This is a genomic window from Sphingomonas cynarae (genome assembly GCF_039537815.1).
Lineage (GTDB): Bacteria > Pseudomonadota > Alphaproteobacteria > Sphingomonadales > Sphingomonadaceae > Sphingomonas > Sphingomonas cynarae.
This window is the reverse complement of the sequence record NZ_BAABBF010000011.1, coordinates 44803-64641: the sequence shown is the minus strand read 5'-3', so window position 1 is coordinate 64641 and position 19839 is coordinate 44803. Positions and strand designations below refer to the sequence as shown.

Here is a 19839-nt window from a genome sequence, read left to right as displayed (position 1 = left end):
TCGACATGTATGGAAGCCGACATGCCGACGATCGCGATCATCAGTCAGAAGGGCGGGGCGGGGAAGACCACGCTCGCGCTCCACCTCGCCGCTGCCGCGCAGGAGGCGGGGCGGGTCGCGCTGGTCATCGACACCGATCCGCAGGCAACCGCCAGCCAATGGGCATCGTGGCGGCAGGATGCGCCGCCCGAGGTGATCGACAGCCCGCCGCCCCGCCTCGCCGCCAAGGTCGCCGCGGCGCGCGGGCAGGGGGCCGATACGATCGTGATCGATACGCCCCCCCATGCCGACAGCGCCGCGCGCGCCGCGGTGGAGATCGCCGACCTCGTCCTGATCCCGTGCCGGCCGAGCGCGTTCGACCTCGCCGCGATCCAGACCAGCGCCAAGCTGGTGCAGCTGCTGCGCAAGCCTGCCTTCGTCGTCTTCACGGCCGGCAGCCCCAACGCGCCGCGCATCTATGCCGAGGCGGGCGAGCTGGTGGCGGGTTACGGCACCCCGTCCTGCCCGATCATCATCCCCGATCGCGCCGCCTATCGCCACGCCTCGGCCGAGGGGCGGACGGTGATGGAGCTGGAACCCGCCGGCAAGGCGGCGGACGAGATCAGACAGCTATACCAGTGGACATGTCGACAGATCGACATGGCCGCCTCCCCATCCGGAAGGATCACGGCATGAGCCGCAAGCCCAGCTTCGCCAACCTGCGCGACCGCAGCGTGCCTGCACCCACCCCGGCACCCGTGGCCGATGCCGGCCCCGCCGACACAGCCGGGGCAGGCGCGCCGCGCCCGAACAGCCGCGAGGGCCGCAAGCAGATCGCCGGTTTCTTTTCCCCCGACATGTCGCTGGCGATGCACATGCTCGCCCGCCGTCAGGGCCGCAGCCTCCAGGCGCTGATGGCCGAGGCGTTCAACGACGCGCTGCGTAAGTACGGCGAAAGTCCGATCGGCGATTGAGCGCGGTGGGCCATCCCGCTGACCGGGATGGCCCGTGCCATCGTCAGAAGCGCAGCCGCACGCCGGTGGTGATCGTCTCCTGATGATCGTCGCGCCCGGTCTGGGCGGAAGCGGTGGTGAACAGGTCGAGTCCGCTCGACAAGCGATAGCCGATCCCGCCCGCTGCGGTGCCGACCAGTTGCGCCCGCGACGCGCCGACCCCGGTCAGGCCGAGACCACCCCCGGCATAGCCCGCCAGCGCATCGACCCGCCGTCCCTCGATCTGGTAGCGCGCGCCGAGCGACACGAACGGGCGGAGCGCCGCGTCGGAAGCGTCGCCGCGCGCGAACGACAGCCCCGCATCGGCGAAACCGGCGACGTGACGATCGCGTGCGACCCGGAGCGCGAAGGGGCTGGTGCCACCCTCCGCCACGCCGTCGCGCGTGGTGCGGACATAGGTGAGGCCAACCCGCGGTTGCAGCGTCCAGCCCCCGGCCATGTCGAGCGCGTAATGCGCCGACACGTCGCTGACCCAGCTGCGCAGGTCGTACCGGGCGGTCGCGCCGCGTGTGCCGGGCAGGGCGCGATCGGTGCGCGCCTCGCCGCCATCGTACAGGACCGAGGCGGTGAAGCCCCAGCCCTGCGGCGCGGTGTAGCGGCCATGCACGCCCGCCACCATGCCGTCCGCCCGCGTCCGCGCGCCCAGCGCCTCGATCTGCTGACGGCCGTTCAGATAGCCGGCGAACGCGCCGATCGACCAGTCGCGGTCGCCGAAGCCCAGCCCGCCGAGGAAGCCGTAGCTCTGCGACCGTGCGGCCGCGCTGCCCTGTGCGGCGTCGCCCGCCAGCCGATGCCACTGGCCGACCGTCTGTGCGATGGTGAACAGGCCCGCCTCCTCCCGCGTGGTGGCGAAGGCCGGGCCACGCGCGGTCTGGCCGAGGGTCAGCGCATGGTCGATCCCCAGTTGGGTGGCGGTGGCATAGGCCTCCGGCGTCAGCTGCGCGAAGGCGCGGGCGTTGGACGTGCCCGACGCATCGACCAGCGCGGGCAGGGCGGCGAACAGCGTGCTGGTCGTCGGCTGCACCGCCAGCGTCGCGTTCGCATAGGCGATGCTGCGCGTCACCTGCGGCGCGAAGCGGGCATCCCCCAGGAACTGGCCGAGCAACTGGATGCGGTCGGCACGCTGCACGACGAAGCCGAACAGGTCGGCGGGCTTGATGACGGTGGTGAAACCGCCGGTGATCCCCCCGCTGGCGGTGATCAGGTCGTAGCTGGTGCCGGGACGTAAGCCGCCGCTGGATACGATCTCCAGCGTGCTGCCGCCGGCGATCGCCAGCGCGCCATTCACGACCAGCCTGTCCGACACGGTCGGGGTCAGCTCGAACAGCGTGCGCGAGCCGCTGGCCAGCGCGACGTTGCCATTGACCGTCATCGTGCCGGGGGAGGCGCCGGGGCTGAGGATACCGGCGATGGTCAGGTTGCCGGTGACGGTGCCGGCCGAGCCGAAGGTCGCGCCCTGTGCCACCATGATCCGGTCCGCGCGCAGCGACGACCCCGCCAGCCCGACCAGCCGCCCGCCGGTGAGGTCGACATTGCCGAGCGCGGCGTTGCCCGCGATCGTCGCGAAGCCGCCCGACATCGCCAGCGTCTCGACATTGGCGATGGTCGAGAAGGCGACCGGCGCTGCCGCACTGCCGCCCGATACCGCGATCGTGTCGTTGCCCGCGCCGCCATCGACCGCGCCGGCAAAGCCGCCCGCGATCGTCAGGCGGTTGTCGGCGCCCGAGAAGCGCAACTCGCGCGCGGTCAGCCCCGCGCCGGTGGCGACGGTCAGGTTGCCGCTTCCCAGCACCCGGTCGTAACCGTGGCTGCCGGCCAGCGTCAGCGTGCCAGCGCCCTCGGTCGCCAGCGTCTCGAACCCGGTCAGCGTGGTGGCCGCCAGCGTGCGGGCGCCGGCCAGCACCAGCGTCGCGCTGTCGTCGCCCGCCCCGCCGGCGACACTGCCGTCGAGCGTGGCGTTGGCGGCGAGGCGGAAGCTGTCGTTGCCCGCGCCCAGATCGATCGTGCCGGCCAGCGTGCCGCCATCGGCGATCGCCAGTTGCTGATCGCCGACGCCGAACGAGAGCGGTGCGCCGGTGCTGCCCAGCGTGCCCGTGACCAGCAGCGGGCCGGTGAGCGCGACCTGCTCGAACCCGGTGGCGATGCCGGCCAGCGTCGTGGCGCCGACCGCGGTGAAGCGCAGCATGTCGGTGCCCGCGCCCCCGGTGTAACGGCCGGCCGCGGTCGTCGCGCCGAGCGCCAGCATGTCGTCGCCCGCGCCGAGTGATATCTGCGCGACGTCGCCATCGACCGACAGCGTTTCGCGCGCGTCCGATCCGGTGACCGCGCCGATACGGTTGCCGCCCAGCGTGAGCGCCAGGCCGGTGCCGGCCAGCGTCACCGCGTCGAAGCCCTGGTCGAGTGCCAGCGTCAGCGTGCCGTTGCCCTCGACCCCGAGCAGTTCGAAACCGCTGCGCGCACCGATGCCGCTGCGGTCGCCGGCAAGCGCGACGGTGTAGCGGTCGGTGCCGACGCCGCCATCGACGCCGCCCGCGACGCGGCTGCCCGCGCGCTCGACGAAGCCGTCGTCACCGTCGCCCAGCAGCACCGCGCCATTGATCGTGCCCGCGTTGGCTACGCGGTCGTTGCCCGCAGCCAGCGCCACGGCGCCCGCGATCGTGCCGTCGTTCAGGACGCTTTCCCCCGCATCGCCACCGGTGATGGTGACCGCACCGTCGCTGGCCAGCGTCTCGCCCGCCGCGACGGTAACCGTGCCGCCGCTGACGCCCAGCGTTTCGGCGCGGAAGGCGCCGACATATTGCACCGCGCCCGCGCCGATCTGGCTGAACCGTTCGAAGTTGATGAACTGCGCCGCGCGGACCGTGCCGCCCCCGGTCGCGTCGATGACGAGGCCATCGTCGCCGATGCCGGCATCGACCGTACCGATCAGCGTGGCCGACGCACGGTGCAGGAAGCTGTCGTCGCCCGCGCCCAGGAACACGTCGCCCTCGATCCGGCCGGTATTCTCGATCCGGTCGTTGCCGTCGCCCAGCGCGATCGAGCCGATGATCGTGCCGGTGTTGACGATGCGGTCGTCGCCGCTGCCGGTATCGATCGCACCGGCATAGTAACGCTCGCCCTCGCGGGTGCCCGCCCCGCCGCGGATCGTGCCGGCATTGGTCAGGTCCAATGCGGCGCCGTAGACATCGATCGCGGTCGACAGTGCGCCGGACGCCTCGATCATGCCGGTCGCGGCGTTGGCGATCGTCGCGGTGATGCCGGTATCGGTCGCCACCGTCAGCGCGGTGGCGATGTCGAGATCGACGAACTGCTCGCCGGTGAAGGGATGAGTATAGGTCTGGCGCGTTCCGCCGTCATTGGCGCGGATCGTGCCCGTGTTGGTCACCGACAGGCGCTGCGTACCGGCGGGGCCCCCATCCCAGCTGCGCCGGGACATTTCCAGATAGACACCGTCGGCGTCGGCGCCGGTCGCCTCGATCGTGCCGCTGTTGTCGAGGCTGAGGGTGCCGTCCACCCCGCGATCGTCGAGGATGCTGGCCGACAGCGCGGTCCGGCCGCCCGCGGCCGTGACGGTGCCACTGTTGGTGACCGCGACCGCCAGCGGCACCGCAGGCGTGCCCGGCAGCATCATGGCCCAGTTATACGCGTCCACGCTCAGACCAGCGGTGATGCGGCCGGTGTTGGTAGCGGTGATGCTGCCATCGAATGCATATGCCGATACCGCCGGGGTGCCGGTGTTGCCGGTGATGAGGCCGTCGTTCGCGAACGACAGGTCGCCGCTGCTGTTGATCAACACCGCTGACGACGGATAGAGCCACGGCATCGAGGGGTCGGACACGAAGGGAGGCGCATTGATCGTGCCGGTGTTGACGAAGCGCCGCACCTCGCCGCTGACGCCGCCATCCACTCGCGCCTGATTGGTGAAGGCGGCGAGCACACCCGTCTCGCTGTCGAACGAGGAGTCGAAGCGTCCGCCAAGCGACACCGATCCGCCGATATCGACGGTGTTGACGATCGCGCCGTCGCCCGATGCGGTCAGATCGCCCGTGATCGGTGCCGCGGCGCGCAGCGTCAGCACCGTCGCCGTGCCCAGCGCACGGATTCCTTCGCGTTCGAACCCCCTGGGCAGCGCACCGGCCAGCGTCACCGTCTCGCTTGCGGTGCGGGCGTGGACGAAGGTGTCGATGCCCTCACCCCCGTCGATCTTGCCGCTGACACCGGTGGCGCCGTAGGAGACGAACGTGTCGCTGCCGCTGCCGAACCGCAGGTCGCCCGCGATCGTACCGCCATCGGCGATATAGGTCGCGCCCGCGAACGACTGGCCGAAGGGCGAATAGCCGAGATCGACCGAACCGGTGATGGTGCCGGCATTGGTCAGCGTCCCGCCGCTGGTGCTGATCGCGGTGCCGCGGCCGGCGATCGTGGCGCCGGCGCGGTTGGTGATGGTGGCGGTGCCGTAGAAATCCATGCCGATCGCGAACCCGCCGGTACTGGCGATCCGGCCGCTGTTGTCGATCGTCAGGCCGTAACCGCCCGTCACCGCATCGCCGGCGACATCGATCGTGCCGGTGTTGAGCAGGGTCAGGCTGCTATAGGATGAGAGGATGCCGCGGGCGCTGCGCCCGCCCGCGGCTTGCGTGATCGTGCCGTTGTTGGTGACGCGCTGCGCGCCGCTGATGCCGACCGCATTGTCGAGGCTGATCGTGCCGTCGTTGACGATGGTGCCGCCCGAGATCGCGGCGATCTGGCTGAAACCCGTCGTGGTGCGGTCGCGCACCACGATCGTCCCGACATTGGTGAAGCGGTTGCTTCCGCCCGGTGATACCGCGCTGGAGACGAAAACCTGCGAACCGGTGTCGCGCTCCAGCGTCAGCGTGCCGCGGCTGGTGATCGCGATGGTGCCGGTGGTGCCGGGGGCGGTTTCGGTCCGTGCCAGCGCCAGGCTGGTGATCTGGATGACGGGCTGCGACGATGCGGTGATGGTACCGGTCAGGTCGACGCTGCCGCTGCCGGCGAAGCTCAGCGGCTGCGTTGCTCCGGTCAGCGTCAACGCGGCATTGTCGTACAGGTCGTAACCGGTTGCGGCGAAGCCCGCCGGTGCCGCCCCCGTGACGGTTGTATCGGCGCGCACGCGGTAGCGCAGCAGCGCGTTTGTCGCGGTGACCGTGCCGGTGATGCCGGCAAAGGCGCCCGTGCCGGTGTTGGCCAGTTCGGTGACCAGCAACTCGCCACCGCCAAGCGTCAGGCTGCCGTTCAGCACGCCGCCCGGCAACGCATAGTAACTGTTGCTGTTGAAGGTCGCGGTCGATGATCCACCCAGCCGCACATTGCCGTTGATCGTACCGGCATTGACGATGCCGGTGCCCGACACCGATCCGAACGTGAATGTCTGGGGCGCGACGCCGCCATTGACCTGCCCGCCGGCACGATTGTCGAGGAAACCGTTCGATCCCAGCACCACGCCGGTGGCCGGCGAGGTGATCGTGCCGGTGTTGACCAGCGTACTGGTCAGCAGCACGCCCGTAGCGGCACCGTCGATCGTGCCGCGGTTGGTCCAGTTCGCCCCCCACGATCCCGACAGGATCGCAGCCGTCCCGGCGGTGGAGCGGATTGTGCCGCCATTGTCGAACCCGTTGCCGGACACCGACGCGCCCGTGCCCGTCGCGGTGATCGTGCCGGTGTTGACGAAACTGCCCTGTCCGCCGAGCGATACGCCGTTACCGCTGGCGTCGACCGTGCCGTCGTTCTGGAAACGGCGGACGCTGCTCAACTGCACTGCGAAGCTTCCTGCCGCCCCGCTGGTGGTACGGATCGTGCCGGCATTGGTGAAAACGGGCGATCCGTCGACGCTGAAGCCGTCCGATACCACCGGCGCGGTGCCGGTGAGCGTGCCGCGGTTTATCACGGTGCCGCCGCCCTCGATCTGCACCAGCCCGCTGACCCCGCCGAACGCCGTGCCCAGCGTCACCGTCGCACCGGTCACGGTGCCGATGCCGAGCCGCTCGAACCCGGTCGGCAAGGCGAGCGCGCCGAGCGTCGCGTCGCCGGCGATGCGCAGCCGCAGCGTGTCGATGCCGGTGCCGCCATCGATGGTGCCGGTAATCCCGGTAACCAGCCGCCCGCCGTCATACCGCGCGAGCAACGTGTCGTCGCCCGCGCCCAGCGTCACATTGCCGGTGATCGTGCCCGCCAGCGTATCGATCGTGCTGTTCTGGCCGATACGCGCGCGCGACGTGACCGAACCCGTGATGGTACCGCTGTTGGTGAGCGCCAGCGCACCCTCCGCATCGATCGCGGTGCCACCCGTGCTGGCGATCCGACCGGTGTTGGTGATCGTCGCATATTGCACGGTCGAGCCGAACGCCGCACCGCTGCCGCCGTCGACCGTGCCGGCATTGGCCAGCCAATGGATCGAGCCGCGCATCCCGGCGATCGTGCCGGTCGCCAGATTGGTCACCGACAGGGCGCCGAAGTTGTTGGTCAGGTCGACCACGATCGCCGGACCGGCGGTGCCGGTCATCGTGCCGGCATTGCTGAGGATCGCGCTGAGCGCGCCGCTGGCGTTGTTCGGATTGCGCCGCATCAACAGCGCCTGCGCGCCCGTGACCGTCGCCCCGGCCGCGACCTCGACCGAGGCGCTGGACGACGGATAGAATGACTGGAAACCGCCCGGCGGGCAGAAGGGGAAGGGTACCGACGCGCCGGCATAGGGATCGTCGGGACAGCGCCCGAAATAGGCGGGATCGGTCGTGACGAAGATACCGGTCTTGCCGGCGCCGTCGACGCGCCCGTCGACCAAAATTCTGACGCCCGGCGCCGACCCGGTGATCGCCGCGACAGCACTGCCGGACAGTACCGTCGCCCCCCGCGCGATGATGGCGCGCGTCGAGGAGGTGTTCACGGTCAGCCCGTCATTGTCCGTGCCGATGCAGTTGGTGATGCCGTTCGCGACCGTGGGATCGGGTGAGCATTGCGCCTGTGCCGGTGACACCGCGACGGTCCCCATCGCCACCACACTCGCACCGAGCGCCAGTGACCACCGGCGCACCCGCACCGAACCATGAACCGTCATCCGTCATCCCCCCGTGCGGCTCCCCCAGCCGCACGGGGGCTATGGCAAGCTTCGGAAAACGCGTCCAGAGGACAGGAGCGGGGTTCCGTTCTACTTTGGTCCGTTTCCCTCATGGACCAGTATCCGGGCGAGCAGCGCGACCGGATCGATTCCGATCGCATGCGCGACCGCAACATATTCATCGATCGCCAGCATCCGCTCGCCGGTTTCGTACCGCGACACATAGGCCTGCTGCCAGCCGAGCCGTCTCGCCAGATCGACCTGACGCAGCTTTGCATCATGCCGCGCCTCGGTCAGGGCAGCTACAATGCTGGCGTGAAGCTCGGGCAAGGCGGGGGATACAGGCATGGCAGGGCACTAGCGCGGCTTGATACAAATGCGGAAAGCGTATATTGCCCAGTCATCGTCACAGGGAGGCCGAACCTCGTGGGACTGCTAAACCGCATCGCATCGTTCTTCGATGACTGGCACACGTCCACCACCGCATCGCCGATGAATGATATACCGACGATTAACCCCGCCACAGGGTTGCCGATCACCGGTGGGGTCGACGTCGCCGGCAACCCGTTCGGCACCGACCTGTCGAACCATGGTCACGATAGCTGGCATCACGATCCGCATCGTTCGGGATCGGCGTTCGACGATTATCGTACCACTTGGCACGATCCGTTCCCAACCGGCATGGGAGGCGGGCATGACCCCTGGCGCGACTGATGCGGTGCCATGGTTCGACCGGCTACTCGCACGCTGGGAAGTCAGCCGGCTGGCGGTGGTGCCGTTCAGCATCTCGCTGTTCGCCGCTCCGATCAGCTGGCTGATCCTGTCGCTGGCGCTATTCGGCGGCAGGCGCTCTGCAATAGTTGCGGCGGTATTTTTGATCATTTGGCTGGTAACGGTCGGGCTCGATCAGGCACGCGGCTGGTGGCTTGGTCGTCATCCCCATGCCTCGCCGCGCTGGCTGCGTGGTGTCCGTGCCGCGGTCGGTGAAGCGGTGTTCGACGAGGCGCTGATGCACCTCACCATCCTGCACGGTGATGACCCCGGCTATCGGATCGAACGCGCCCATCTGGCCAATGCGGTGCAGGTGGCGTGGGATGCGAGGCGGAAGGGACGGCAGCGGGCCGAAGGCGTCGGTCTCGACGATGCTGCGAGGCAGGCGTGACGGTGTCGCGATCGGACCGTTTCGGCGACCTTGTTGGTATCAGGGTGTCCGGCGGGAGCAGTGAATTTCCTGACCTTGCGACCAAGCAGACCGTCTCGTTCGGTTCGCTTGATCCGCACCGGGTCGTGACGATGCTTCGCGCAGCCGATGCTGCTGCGTTCTTCACGCGAGAGGAGCTTCGCAGCGGGTCTACAGAGCCGGATGTTCGGACCTGGCATGTGCGGCTATGCCATGGCGGCAGAGCGCGCCTGCTGACATTTTCAGAGCAGTTCCCGGACCCCGCGACCGCAGTACTGATCAGGCTGGTCCGCGACTGCCTTTCCGCGCGCCGTGCGATGAGAATTGAGGACGTGTCTCACACGCTTGGCGATGCGGTCGCAGCCTGGCAGGCACCACCCGAAAGTGCCGCGTTCAACCACGAGGTCAACTTGGTCGCCGATCGGCAAAACGAGCAAACCGGGGACGGGATCGTCTGCGGTATTTCGGGATGGTTCAGCCCCTACGGTGTGCGACCTGAGAGGATCTCCGGTCGGTGTCGCAGATCGCGCCGGCGGGCTGGTCGGCGCTGTTCGGGATGCCGACGCGATCGACTTTTTCGAGCGGCCCGAACCGGCGCCGGCGGGGCCTTTCGATCGCATCTTCCATCTTGCCATCACCGCGGAAAACAGCACCCACGAGCTTGCAATCAATCACCCCTTCGAGACGCCCGGGCTTGCCCGTCTGATCACGCTAACCCGGCGCGCCGTATGCGACCGTCAGGTGCTGTCGCCAGGGACGTTGGACGACGTACAGTTCGCCGCATTGGCACCGGCATGGCTGAACGCACGAGCGGGCTATTCTGACGACGATCCAAGCCGCTGACGAACAGGATACACGTATGACCGACGATCGCGGTAACCGCATGCCTGAGACGCCGTTACCGCAGGATGCAGAGCCGCCCCGCAGAAGCATCCTCGATGCCCTCGATATGGCGGGTGTCGGCGAGATCGATATTGCGTTCGAACGATCGCCCAGCCATCCCTGTCCCGCCACGTTCGATTGATCGGTCGACAGACAAGGTAACGCGGCGATCAGGCACTGCCCGGGTTTTCCGGACAAATATGCTCTGCTGGCCGGCTGTCACGCCGGCCTGATGCCCCACGGAATGCCGGAACGATGCCGAGGTCATCAAACGACCAGTGACGCCATCAGGATAGGCAAAAGGTAGGTGAGCACACCTGATGCACCCTGACGGGTGCGAAAAAACGGCAGAAAGCAAGGGCTACGGGTGAATGGTCCATACGTCGCTCTGTGCGTGGACCACGTGGACCAAGCGTAGCACAGAGCCGCTACCTCAAGTTTTCAGCTATTTTCCGTTTGCCTGCTCTGCCCGGATGCTTGCGCCCCGGAATGGTCCCATGCACACTCCTGAGCGGGAAAAGGGGGCATTCGATGGCGCGCGTACCGATCACGGTCTATCTGCTACCGGAGCAACTAGCAGGCATCGAACGCCGCGCCGCGCAGGTCGGCAAGCAGCGCAGCGCCTGGGTGGCGGATACACTGGTGCGGGCACTTGATGACGAGCTGCTGCCCCTCGACGAGATCCTGCTCGACCAGCTGACCAAGCTGCGCGCCGGGCTGGAGACAATGGTCGAGGCGCAGGCCGGACGTGGCCCAGATGCCAAGGCAAGGCTCACCGACATGCGGCAGCGCGGCCGTGATCTGGCGGCGCGGATGTAGGCCGAAGCGCGCGAACGGCTGCGGCGATGAGTGAGCCAGTGCGCCGGCGCATCGACGTGTCCGCCGAGACCCACGCCTGGCTCGATGCCGAGGCGCGCCGACGTGGCCTGCTGGTTCGCGATCTGGTCGAGCGGATCGTTCAGGAACAGGCCGGGCGCGAAGGGTCCGGGCAGGGTGCGAACGGGCACGTGGACAAGGTCGTGCAAGGTGCCGCGACAGGGTCGCTGATGACGCAGCTGAAGGAGCTGTTCAAGCGGTTCGATTCATTGGTCGTACGGCTCGCCGATGAGCTGCCGACGTCGATCTCGAAAGGCTTCGAGGGGATCAAGGATACGATCACAAAAACGGGTGGGACCGGTCATCTCCGGACCATGCTGACCGAGCATGATACCGCACATACGGCGCGGCTCGATGCCATGGAAACGGTATGGGAAACCGCAGGCACGGAACAGGCCGCAGCATTCAAAAATCTTGAGGACGTTCTCGTCAAAAAGATCGAGGCCTTGAAGTCCGAAGTGGAGACGCTGCGCGCCTGGCACAAGAAACGCCGATGGGCAGCTGCGGCGGGTGCCGGCGGCATGCTGTTGCTGCTCGTCGCGCTCGGTATGCTGCTGGCCGATACCTCGCCGACGCGATGGCTTTCAATCCGTCTGACAGGGAACACGCGGGCGATGGACGCGGCATTCACGCTTGCCGGTGACGGTCGTGCGACGGGGGTATTGATGGCCGAGACGAGAGCATTGCTCGACAACCCGAATTTCCGCAGCGATTACAGCCGCTGCGTGATCCATGCGCGCGAGGTCACGAAGCATTTTCCCTGCCGGCTTTGGGTGCCACCGCTCGAGCAGATCACGCCGTGACGGTCCGCCCGGCAAAGCTTGCGGGCGGGGGCGATCCGGCGTCCTACTATGCGGCCGACAACTACTACACCGGCGAGCAGGAGGGACTGTCCGTGTGGGGCGGGGAGGGTGCCGCGGCGCTGGGCTTGTCGGGGCATGTCGAGGCAGGCGTTTTCACTGCCGTGCTGGAGGGCCGACTGCCGGGCGACGTGACGATCGCGGCAGGCGGAAACGGCAGGCGCAGCAAGGGTTTCGAACTCACTTTCAATGCGCCCAAATCGGTGTCGCTGGTCGCGCTGATCGGCAGCGATGCGCGGGTCGTCGCCGCACACGCCAGAGCGGTGTCGGCAACCATGGCGTGGGCAGAGGCCCGCTTCGGCCAGGCACGCGTGGGCAAGGCCGGCGCGGTCATCGAACCTGGGGGACTGGTCTACGCTGGCTTCCAGCACGATCTCAGCCGCAAGCTCGACCCGCACCTGCACACGCACGTCGTCATCGCGAACGCCGCACAGCGCCGTGACGGTACCTGGGTGGCGCTGCACAACCCGGCGCTCTGGAAGCAGTCCTCGCTGATCGGCGCGGCCTACCATGCCGAGCTGCGCGCCGAGTTGGGTAAGCTCGGCTACGGCACCGAGATCAACGGCAAGCACGGCCAGTTCGACATCGTCGGCATCCCGCGCGGCGTGATCGAGGCGTTCAGTGCCAGGCGCGAGGAGATCCTGCGCAAGGCCGACGAATTGGGGCTGTCCTCGCCGCGCGCGATGGAGGCGATTGCGGTACGCTCGCGTGACGCCAAGCAGGCGGGCGACGCCGAAGCGGCGCGGGCGCTATGGGCGGAGAAGGCGCTGGTGCACGGCGAGCGGGTACGCGCGGTGGTCGATGCTGCCAGGGACATGGGTCTGCCTCGCTCGGTGCGGGGTACGGTACGCGAATGGGGTACGGCACTCATCGAGCGGGTGACGCAGGCATTCGGCCCCCGGTCCGAACCCTTGCTGCGCGGCCTCGACGATGTCCGGCGGGGCGGCGACCTTGCCAGCGCCTATGCCGTGGCAGCGGGCGTGCGCCATCTCGGCGAACGCACGGCAAGTTTCCGACACGACGACCTGATGACCGCGAGCCTCGGCATGGCAGAGAAGGGGGCAACCGTACGCACGATCGAGGCACGGATTGATGCGCTTCAGGCTGCCGGCATCCTGATCGCGGGACCGCGTGGCGGCATGCACGCCGACCGGCTGACGACACGTGACATACTGGCGACCGAGAAGGCGATCCTGAAAGCCGTACGTGACGGGGTCGGGAGCGCCACGCCGATCCTGGACGGCGCGGCCGCGAAAGACGCGCTGACCCGGGCCGCGGAGGCCCGTGGCGTGACGCTGGCCGACGAGCAGCGCCACGCGGGTCTGGCCATGTTGGCGGGCGACAACAGCATCCAGCTCGTGCAGGGCGATGCGGGTAGCGGCAAGTCGTTCCTCTTCGAGATCGTCGCGGCGGTCTGCGCGGAGGCCGGCGTGGGGATGCTGGTGCTGGTGCCGCAGAACAAGCTGATGGAGGAAATGGGCGGGCGGGGGTTCGAGATGCGCTCGCTGGCCTCGGTGTTGCAGGCGCACGGCGACCGTGGCGACCGGGTACGTGGCAATGAAGCGCTGTCAGCGCTGGTGCAGGGCAAGCTCGTCGTGCTGGAAGAAGCTTCGATGGTGTCGTCACGGCAGTTCGCCGCGCTTACCCGGATCATGGCGGTGGGAGGAGCCGCCAAGTTGGTGCCGGTCGGCGACATGAAGCAGATATCAGCACCTGGCGCCGGACGACCGTTCGCGCTGCTGCAGGGCGCCGGCATGCCGACCGCGCGTCTGTCGGAAAACCGTCGCCAGCAGACTGATACGCTGCGCGAGGCGGCAATGCTGGCGCGGCAGGGGCGGGTCGGTGACGCCTTTGCCCTGCTGGGTGACCGTGTGCGCGAGAACACCGATCCGGCCGCGGCCGCGGTGGCCCACTATCTAGCGGTCGCGCCCGACGAGCGCGACCGCATCGCGCTTCTCACCTCAGGTCATGCCTTGCGTGAAGCGGTGCTGGGCGCGGTGCGCGACGGACTGCTGGAGGAAGGCGCGCTGGGTCCGGATGCGGTCACGCTGAAGGTCTGGGACAATCTCAATCTGACGCGTGAGGAGCTACGACAGACGCGGCATTGGGCGCCGGGTATGCAACTCGACATCTACCGGCATCAGGCAGGGCTCGTGCCTGGCTCCTATGCAGTTGCCGGCGTCGACGCCGTGCGCGGCACGGTCGAGCTGGCGCGCGACGGCGCGACGCGCGTGTTTACGCCGGGCTGGTTGCATCATGCCGGCCAAGGCGCGGCGCTGTCGGTGCCGGACACCATCGAAGTCCGTGAGGGCGATCGCCTGATTTTCACTGGGGGGGATACGTCGCGCGGGATCGTCAACGGCACCGCGGTCACGGTCGAGCGGATCGAGGGCGACAGCCTGCATCTGTCCGGCCGTGCACGCGATCACGTGATCGGCCCCGATGATCCGATGCGCGAGCGGCTCGGACACGGCGCGGTGCTCAACATGCACCGTGCGCAAGGCATCACCGTCGATCGTGCGATCACGGTGATGGACAGCCACGACCGGCTGCTCAACAGCCAGAGCCTCTACTATGTCCTCCAGACCCGTGCGCGCGAAGACATGGTGCTGCACACCGACGACCGGGCAGCACTCGTTGAGGCGATCGAGACGCATCGTGGCGATGTGCCGCATGCGCTCGATCTGGCACCGGAACGTACCCCGCCCAGCGGTGAACGGCTCGATGCCGTGACGGACGAACTGCCGCGGCCCGAGCAGGCTGTTGACCGGGATGCGGCGTTGCTTGACGTCATGAGTGCCGCGCTGACTGCGATCGGAGAGAATTTGCGGCAGCCCCAATTGGAGCAGCCGGATGCGCTCGCTGCCGTGGCGAGCGACCAGCGGACCGCTCCGGCGCGGCCCACCCATCATGAACGGCTCGAGCTTGCGCGCAAGGACCTGGAGCCCGAGATCAGCTACGATTACGACATGGACATGTAGCGTGATGGAGCCAATCACCCTGTTTTTCACGCGAAGCGATTTCGCCAGTGTCGCTAACACCTGCGTTCACCGGCCCGCCAAGCAGTTCGAGGCTACCCTCGACCGGCTTTTCAGCGAACAGGTCCAGGCTGACGGTGCTTTCGGTGTCGGCCCCTGGTGTGCGCTGGCCGGCGTCGACTAGCGCAACCGGCGAGTCGAGACGGTATGTTACTTGCATTGCTGCGCGGGCGATGTCGTCGTTTGAGTGCGTGAGGACGGGATTTATCTTGAATGGTATGCTAGCGGCTAGCTAGGCGAAGTCGCCGACTAGATGTTTGGTCCCGGCGATTGATGGTGCGGACTTGAGATGAACCGGCTTGGGTCGTCTGTCCATGCTTTGCAAATGGCTTCGTATGGCGTGAGCCCTTGGGGTGTCTTCAAGCGGCGGGCAAAGTTGTAGGCCGCAACGAAGTCGGTGAGGTTGCTGTCGCCACTGATCGTGTATTTCATAGTGGTAGCACTTGACAGTCGCCTCCTTGATTGTCTGGTTCATCCGTTCGACCTGACCATTCGTCCACGGGTGACGCGCCTTGGTGAGGCGGTGCTCGATGTCGAGATCGGCGCAAGCGAGTTCGAAGGAGTGGCAGCGGAACGGCAGCTTCTGCGCGCGCATCTCTTTGATGTCTTCCGTCGTCCAGCCATCGCCGGTTGGATCGGTGTAGTGGGTGCCCCCTTCAACTTCGCTCAGGACAGGATTGTCGGTGAGCACACTGTGGATCCGGTACGGTACGGCCACGGCAATATGCTGCAGGAAGTCGCTGGCGATCCGACGAGTGGCCTTCTCGTGCAACTCGACAAAGGCGAACTTGGACGTCCGGTCGATGGCAACCAGCAGGTAGAGCTTACCCTGTTCGGTCCGCACCTCGGCAAGATCGACATGGAAGTAGCCGATCGGGTGCGCCTTGAACTTCTTCCGGGCGGGCTTGTCGCCATCGACTTCAGGCAATCGGCTGATGCCGTGACGTTGCAAGCAGCAGTGAAGCGAGGACCTCGTCAGATGTGGGATCGTTGCCTGCAGCGCGTAGAGGCAGTCATCCAGCGGCAGCAGCGTGTGGCGCCGGAACGCCACGACTACCGCCTTCTCCTCAATTGTCAGCGTTGTTGACCTGGGCTCTTTGGGCCCGGTCCGCAGATCAGCCGTTGATGAACGCTTGCGCCATTTGGCCACCGTCTTCTGGTTGACGCTGTGGCGCTTCGTTAGAGCCCTCAGGCTCTCTTCACTATGCTGTATCGCTCGACGCACGACCTTTGTCGTCGTGGCGCTCCCGTGTAGAATCTGGCCCATAGCGCTTCCTTCCACTCGCTTGTGGTTATTGCACCATCAATCACCGGGACCAAACATCTAGGGGCCCAGCTGCGAAGCATAGCTAGAAGGTTCAAGCTAATTTATCTAAACTTGGATCATCGATTTTTAGAACAAAAGGTATAATAGTAATTGGCTAATAAGCGTTATTGTGGACAAGAACGCCGAGTGTCTTAAGGATGATATGAATATCACCAGCAAGGGACCAGCGTGCCGCATATTCTAGGTCGGCAACTAGACGATTGGTCAAATCTTCATAGCGTTCGGTATTACCGCGGTAACCTCGGACCTGGGCTAGCCCGGTCAATCCAGGTTTGATGACATGACGATGCCGATAACGCGGATCGACGTCCCAATAGAGCTTGCCTGCGGCTTTGGCCGACAGGGCATGGGGCCGGGGTCCGACGACGCTCATGTCACCGCGCAGGATATTAAACAACTGCGGCAGTTCGTCGATGCTGGTGCGGCGGATGAACGAGCCAATTCGGGTGACCCGCGGATCGGATCGCTGGGTTAACTGGACCGCGGCGGCATCGCACATATACGTGTACATGCTGCGGAACTTGTAAACCGCAAAAATATGATTGTCGCGACCGATGCGGTCCTGTTTGAATAATACAGGGCCCTTGCTCTCGAGCTTGATTACGATCGCGATGAGGACCATCAACGGCGCTAGGATTAGGCAGGCCGGCACGACGATGGAGAGGTCTAGCAACCGCTTCAGGATTCGATCCTGCATCCGCAGTGGCCCGGTCGTTACGATCAGCGTCTTGTGTCCGGCATGTTCACCGATGCTGATGACACCGTCCAAATGGTTGCCATGGACGATGATCTCGCCATCGACGGTCAGGCTTTTCAGGATCGAAGACCATTCGACCTGACGTTCTGGTGAGGTTGCGACGATTACTCTATCGGCATGACGAGTAATGCGGGCAAGAATGTGGAAATGCGCGGGGTCGCTGGTCTCGGTATGAAAACCGAGATCGGCAGTATCGACCACAGTTTCTCCGGGATTAGGATCGTAGCGTACGCCGTCCCGAACGATGATGGTCGTATCGGGAGAGCCACCGAGCATGACCAGCAGCGGCCGATGAAGGAGAAAGCGTCCCACCGGGATCAGCATCATCGACCCAGTCAGGCCAAGGGCAAAGACGCCACGCGACAGTTCGCCACCTGCCTTCAGGAAATAGGTAATGAACAGGATCGCGCCGGCGGCATATACCAGCGACAGGGCAGCCCGCGATACGCTGATGCGACTGGATTCGAGCGCCTCCGAGTTATAGGCCCGGTTCAGCATCGCCATGCCGGCGAACAGGGGCGCGAGCAGCGAGTACATGATCGTGGCATGATGCGGGCTGGTTGGAGTGTTGATGTTATAGATCATATGGGCCAGCAGGAAGGCGGCGGCCATCATGACGAGGTCGGTCGCCAGCAGCATTCCGTAGGCGCGTAACCGCAACAAGCCCTTTCGTGGCCGCTCGGGCGGCATCGCGGCAGCGAATTGCATATTCTGGGCGATAACGTTCACGCTCTGCCTTTTCGCGACCTTCGATGGCACGTTCTCACTAGCAGCCATGGCGAAGGATAGAAACCCACCGTTAACCGAGGCCGGGTGCCGCGCAATGATGCCAGATAGTCGAGGAACCGCATATATTCGTCGGGAACGCGGTCGCCTACAGTATTTGCACAGCAGGACGGTAGCATAGTTGGTCTGGAGGTGTCGTTGCGGCGTCCCTATCCCTCCTATCCCTAGGATTTTCCCGATGTGGCGGCATGGTCGAGCATCCAGGCCAGCGTATCGTCGATCGACAGGGGCTGCCAGTCGGGCAGGGCCGCGCGCAATCGGTTGTTCCGTCCGCCGAGTACGGGGACATCGTTGGGACGGACAAAGGCCGGGTTGACGTCGACCGCCAAGTCATGGCCGGTCAGACGGGTGAGTGCGCCAAGGAGATCGCGCACACTGTGCAATGCACCGCTGCTGACATTGTAGATGCCGGGCGCAGCGCCGAGCAGACCGGCATAAGCGGCGACCACGGCACGCACGTCGCCAAAGTCCCGCTGTACGTCGAGGTTGCCGAGTTCGATCCGTTCGGCGCGCTTCGCAAAATGCGACACGATCTTCGGAACAAGGTAGCGGTTCTGCTGACCTACCCCGGTATAGTTGAACGGCCGTGCGACGATCAACCGGATATGGCTGCTGTAGAGATTGGCCGCCATCTCCATCGCTGCCTTGCTGACCGCATAATGGTTGGACGGCGCCAGCGCGGCCTCCTCGTCGATCAACCCGGCCGCCTGCGCGCCATAGACCTGCGCACTGCTCGCCAGGAGAACGGTGATCCCCGGCCGGGCTGACGTGATCGCGTCGAGGAGGTGGAGCGTTCCGATCTGGTTGACGGCGTAGAAGGACTGGACATCGTCCGACTGGACAAAGGCCTTTGCCGCCAGATGGATTACGGCGTCCGGCCGGACGTCGGCAATCTCGCGCTTCACCGCATCGACATCGGTCACGTCGGCGGACAGCGCGACCGGCTCGTCGCCCCGTGCGACAAGATACCCGGCAAGATGCCGTCCGGTAAATCCCGCCGCACCGGTGATCGCGATCCGCATCAGAAGGAACGTTGCGCGGCGTTGCGCTTCAGGTCGGCACGAACCATGATCGCACACAATTCTTCGAGGCCCGTTGTTGCTTCCCAGCCGAGTTCGGCCTTCGCCTTGGCGGCGTCGCCGATCAGCAATTCGACCTCCGCCGGGCGATAGAAGCGTGGATTGACGCGGACCAGGACTTGGCCGGTCTTGGTGCATGTTCCGATTTCCTCGGCGTCACGACCCGACCACTGGATTTCGATCTCGATTTCCTTGAAGGCAAGCGAGACGAAGTCGCGCACCGTCTCGGTTCGTCCGGTCGCCAGCACGAAGGTGTCGGGAACATCATGTTGCAGGATGCGCCGCATCCCTTCGACATAGTCACGAGCAAACCCCCAGTCGCGCTTGGCATCGAGGTTACCCAGTTCCAGCACATCGGCCTGGCCGAGATGGATCTTGGCAACGGTATCGGTGATCTTGCGGGTGACGAACTCGCGTCCTCGCAACGGTGATTCATGATTGAACAGGATGCCGCTCGCGCCAAAGACATCGAAGCTCTCGCGGTAGTTGACCGTCATCCAATGGGCGTACAGCTTGGCGACCCCATAGGGACTGCGCGGGTAGAAGGGCGTATCCTCGCGCTGGGGAACGGCCTGGACCAATCCGAACATTTCCGAGGTCGAAGCCTGGTAGAAGCGGACCGCCGGGTTCACGGTGCGGATCGCTTCCAGAAAATAGGTCGCTCCCAGCCCGGTGATCTGCGAGGTCGCAAGTGGCTGATCGAACGAGACGCCGACAAAGCTCTGCGCGGCGAGGTTATAGACTTCGGTCGCTTCCGACTGGACCAGCAAGCGTATCGCCGACCCCATGTCGGTCAGGTCATATTCAACCAGCTTGAGCCCGGGATGGTTCGCGATTCCCAGTTCCTCGATCCGCCAGAAGTTAACCGAGCTCGTCCGACGGTATGTGCCGTACACAGTATAGCCGCGATCCAGTAGATTCTCTGCGAGATACGCACCGTCTTGGCCACTAATGCCGGTGATGATCGCCGTTTTGGTCATGGGGTAGCTG

15 protein-coding genes and 1 pseudogene are annotated in these 19839 nt (G+C 66.0%); 10 read left to right on the top strand and 6 right to left on the bottom strand.

Features of this window, described 5'->3' with window-relative positions:
- Positions 1-21: 21 nt before the first annotated feature.
- Both parA and ABD719_RS17075 read left to right on the top strand, forming a co-directional pair.
- Positions 22-675 carry a ParA family partition ATPase gene (parA, locus tag ABD719_RS17080; RefSeq protein WP_344694571.1) on the top strand — a complete coding sequence of 218 codons (654 nt, stop codon included), beginning with the start codon at positions 22-24 and terminating at the stop codon, positions 673-675.
- Entirely contained in the window at positions 672-953 is a 282-nt protein-coding gene (locus ABD719_RS17075) for a ribbon-helix-helix domain-containing protein (protein ID WP_344694570.1), read from the top strand. Before parA ends, ABD719_RS17075 begins: the two co-directional genes overlap by 4 nt.
- Positions 954-996: 43 nt before the next feature.
- Here ABD719_RS17075 and ABD719_RS17070 read toward each other — a convergent pair whose 3' ends face one another.
- The gene (locus ABD719_RS17070; protein WP_344694569.1) at positions 997-8064 is read right to left on the bottom strand and encodes an autotransporter outer membrane beta-barrel domain-containing protein; all 7068 of its coding nucleotides are present in this window, start codon (positions 8062-8064) and stop codon (positions 997-999) included.
- A gap of 90 nt (positions 8065-8154) precedes the next feature.
- Positions 8155-8412 carry a helix-turn-helix domain-containing protein gene (locus ABD719_RS18745; protein ID WP_425567202.1) on the bottom strand — a complete coding sequence of 86 codons (258 nt, stop codon included), beginning with the start codon at positions 8410-8412 and terminating at the stop codon, positions 8155-8157.
- A gap of 144 nt (positions 8413-8556) precedes the next feature.
- Between ABD719_RS18745 and ABD719_RS18740 the strand changes: the two genes are divergently transcribed.
- From ABD719_RS18740 to ABD719_RS17030, 8 genes are all read left to right on the top strand, one after another.
- Complete coding sequence (locus ABD719_RS18740) at positions 8557-8778, top strand: hypothetical protein (RefSeq protein ID WP_425567201.1); 222 nt, start codon at positions 8557-8559, stop codon at positions 8776-8778.
- A complete protein-coding gene (locus ABD719_RS17060) occupies positions 8759-9226 on the top strand; it encodes a hypothetical protein (RefSeq protein ID WP_344694567.1) in 468 nt (155 codons plus the stop codon). The genes ABD719_RS18740 and ABD719_RS17060 overlap by 20 nt, the downstream gene beginning before the upstream one ends.
- Before the next feature lie 504 nt (positions 9227-9730).
- Positions 9731-10087: a hypothetical protein gene (locus tag ABD719_RS17055; protein ID WP_344694566.1), complete on the top strand. Its 357-nt coding sequence runs from the start codon at positions 9731-9733 to the stop codon at positions 10085-10087.
- A 16-nt stretch (positions 10088-10103) separates the two neighbouring features.
- Entirely contained in the window at positions 10104-10268 is a 165-nt protein-coding gene (locus ABD719_RS17050) for a hypothetical protein (RefSeq protein ID WP_344694565.1), read from the top strand.
- Positions 10269-10657: 389 nt separating this feature from the next.
- Entirely contained in the window at positions 10658-10945 is a 288-nt protein-coding gene (locus tag ABD719_RS17045) for a hypothetical protein (RefSeq protein WP_344694564.1), read from the top strand.
- 26 nt (positions 10946-10971) lie between these two features.
- Positions 10972-11805 carry a hypothetical protein gene (locus tag ABD719_RS17040; protein WP_344694563.1) on the top strand — a complete coding sequence of 278 codons (834 nt, stop codon included), beginning with the start codon at positions 10972-10974 and terminating at the stop codon, positions 11803-11805.
- Positions 11802-14843 carry a MobF family relaxase gene (mobF, locus tag ABD719_RS17035; protein ID WP_344694562.1) on the top strand — a complete coding sequence of 1014 codons (3042 nt, stop codon included), beginning with the start codon at positions 11802-11804 and terminating at the stop codon, positions 14841-14843. The genes ABD719_RS17040 and mobF overlap by 4 nt, the downstream gene beginning before the upstream one ends.
- Before the next feature lies 1 nt (position 14844).
- Positions 14845-15024 carry a hypothetical protein gene (locus ABD719_RS17030; RefSeq protein ID WP_344694561.1) on the top strand — a complete coding sequence of 60 codons (180 nt, stop codon included), beginning with the start codon at positions 14845-14847 and terminating at the stop codon, positions 15022-15024.
- A gap of 125 nt (positions 15025-15149) precedes the next feature.
- Here the strand turns inward: ABD719_RS17030 and ABD719_RS17025 are convergent.
- The 4 genes and pseudogenes from ABD719_RS17025 to gmd form a co-directional block, all read right to left on the bottom strand.
- A pseudogene (locus ABD719_RS17025) lies at positions 15150-16167 on the bottom strand (IS481 family transposase).
- Positions 16168-16321: 154 nt separating this feature from the next.
- On the bottom strand, positions 16322-17713 hold the full coding sequence (locus ABD719_RS17020; protein WP_344694560.1) for a sugar transferase: 1392 nt from the start codon (positions 17711-17713) through the stop codon (positions 16322-16324).
- A 221-nt stretch (positions 17714-17934) separates the two neighbouring features.
- Complete coding sequence (locus tag ABD719_RS17015) at positions 17935-18792, bottom strand: GDP-mannose 4,6-dehydratase (RefSeq protein ID WP_344694559.1); 858 nt, start codon at positions 18790-18792, stop codon at positions 17935-17937.
- Positions 18792-19829: a GDP-mannose 4,6-dehydratase gene (gmd, locus tag ABD719_RS17010; protein WP_344694558.1), complete on the bottom strand. Its 1038-nt coding sequence runs from the start codon at positions 19827-19829 to the stop codon at positions 18792-18794. The genes ABD719_RS17015 and gmd overlap by 1 nt, the downstream gene beginning before the upstream one ends.
- Positions 19830-19839: the final 10 nt, after the last annotated feature.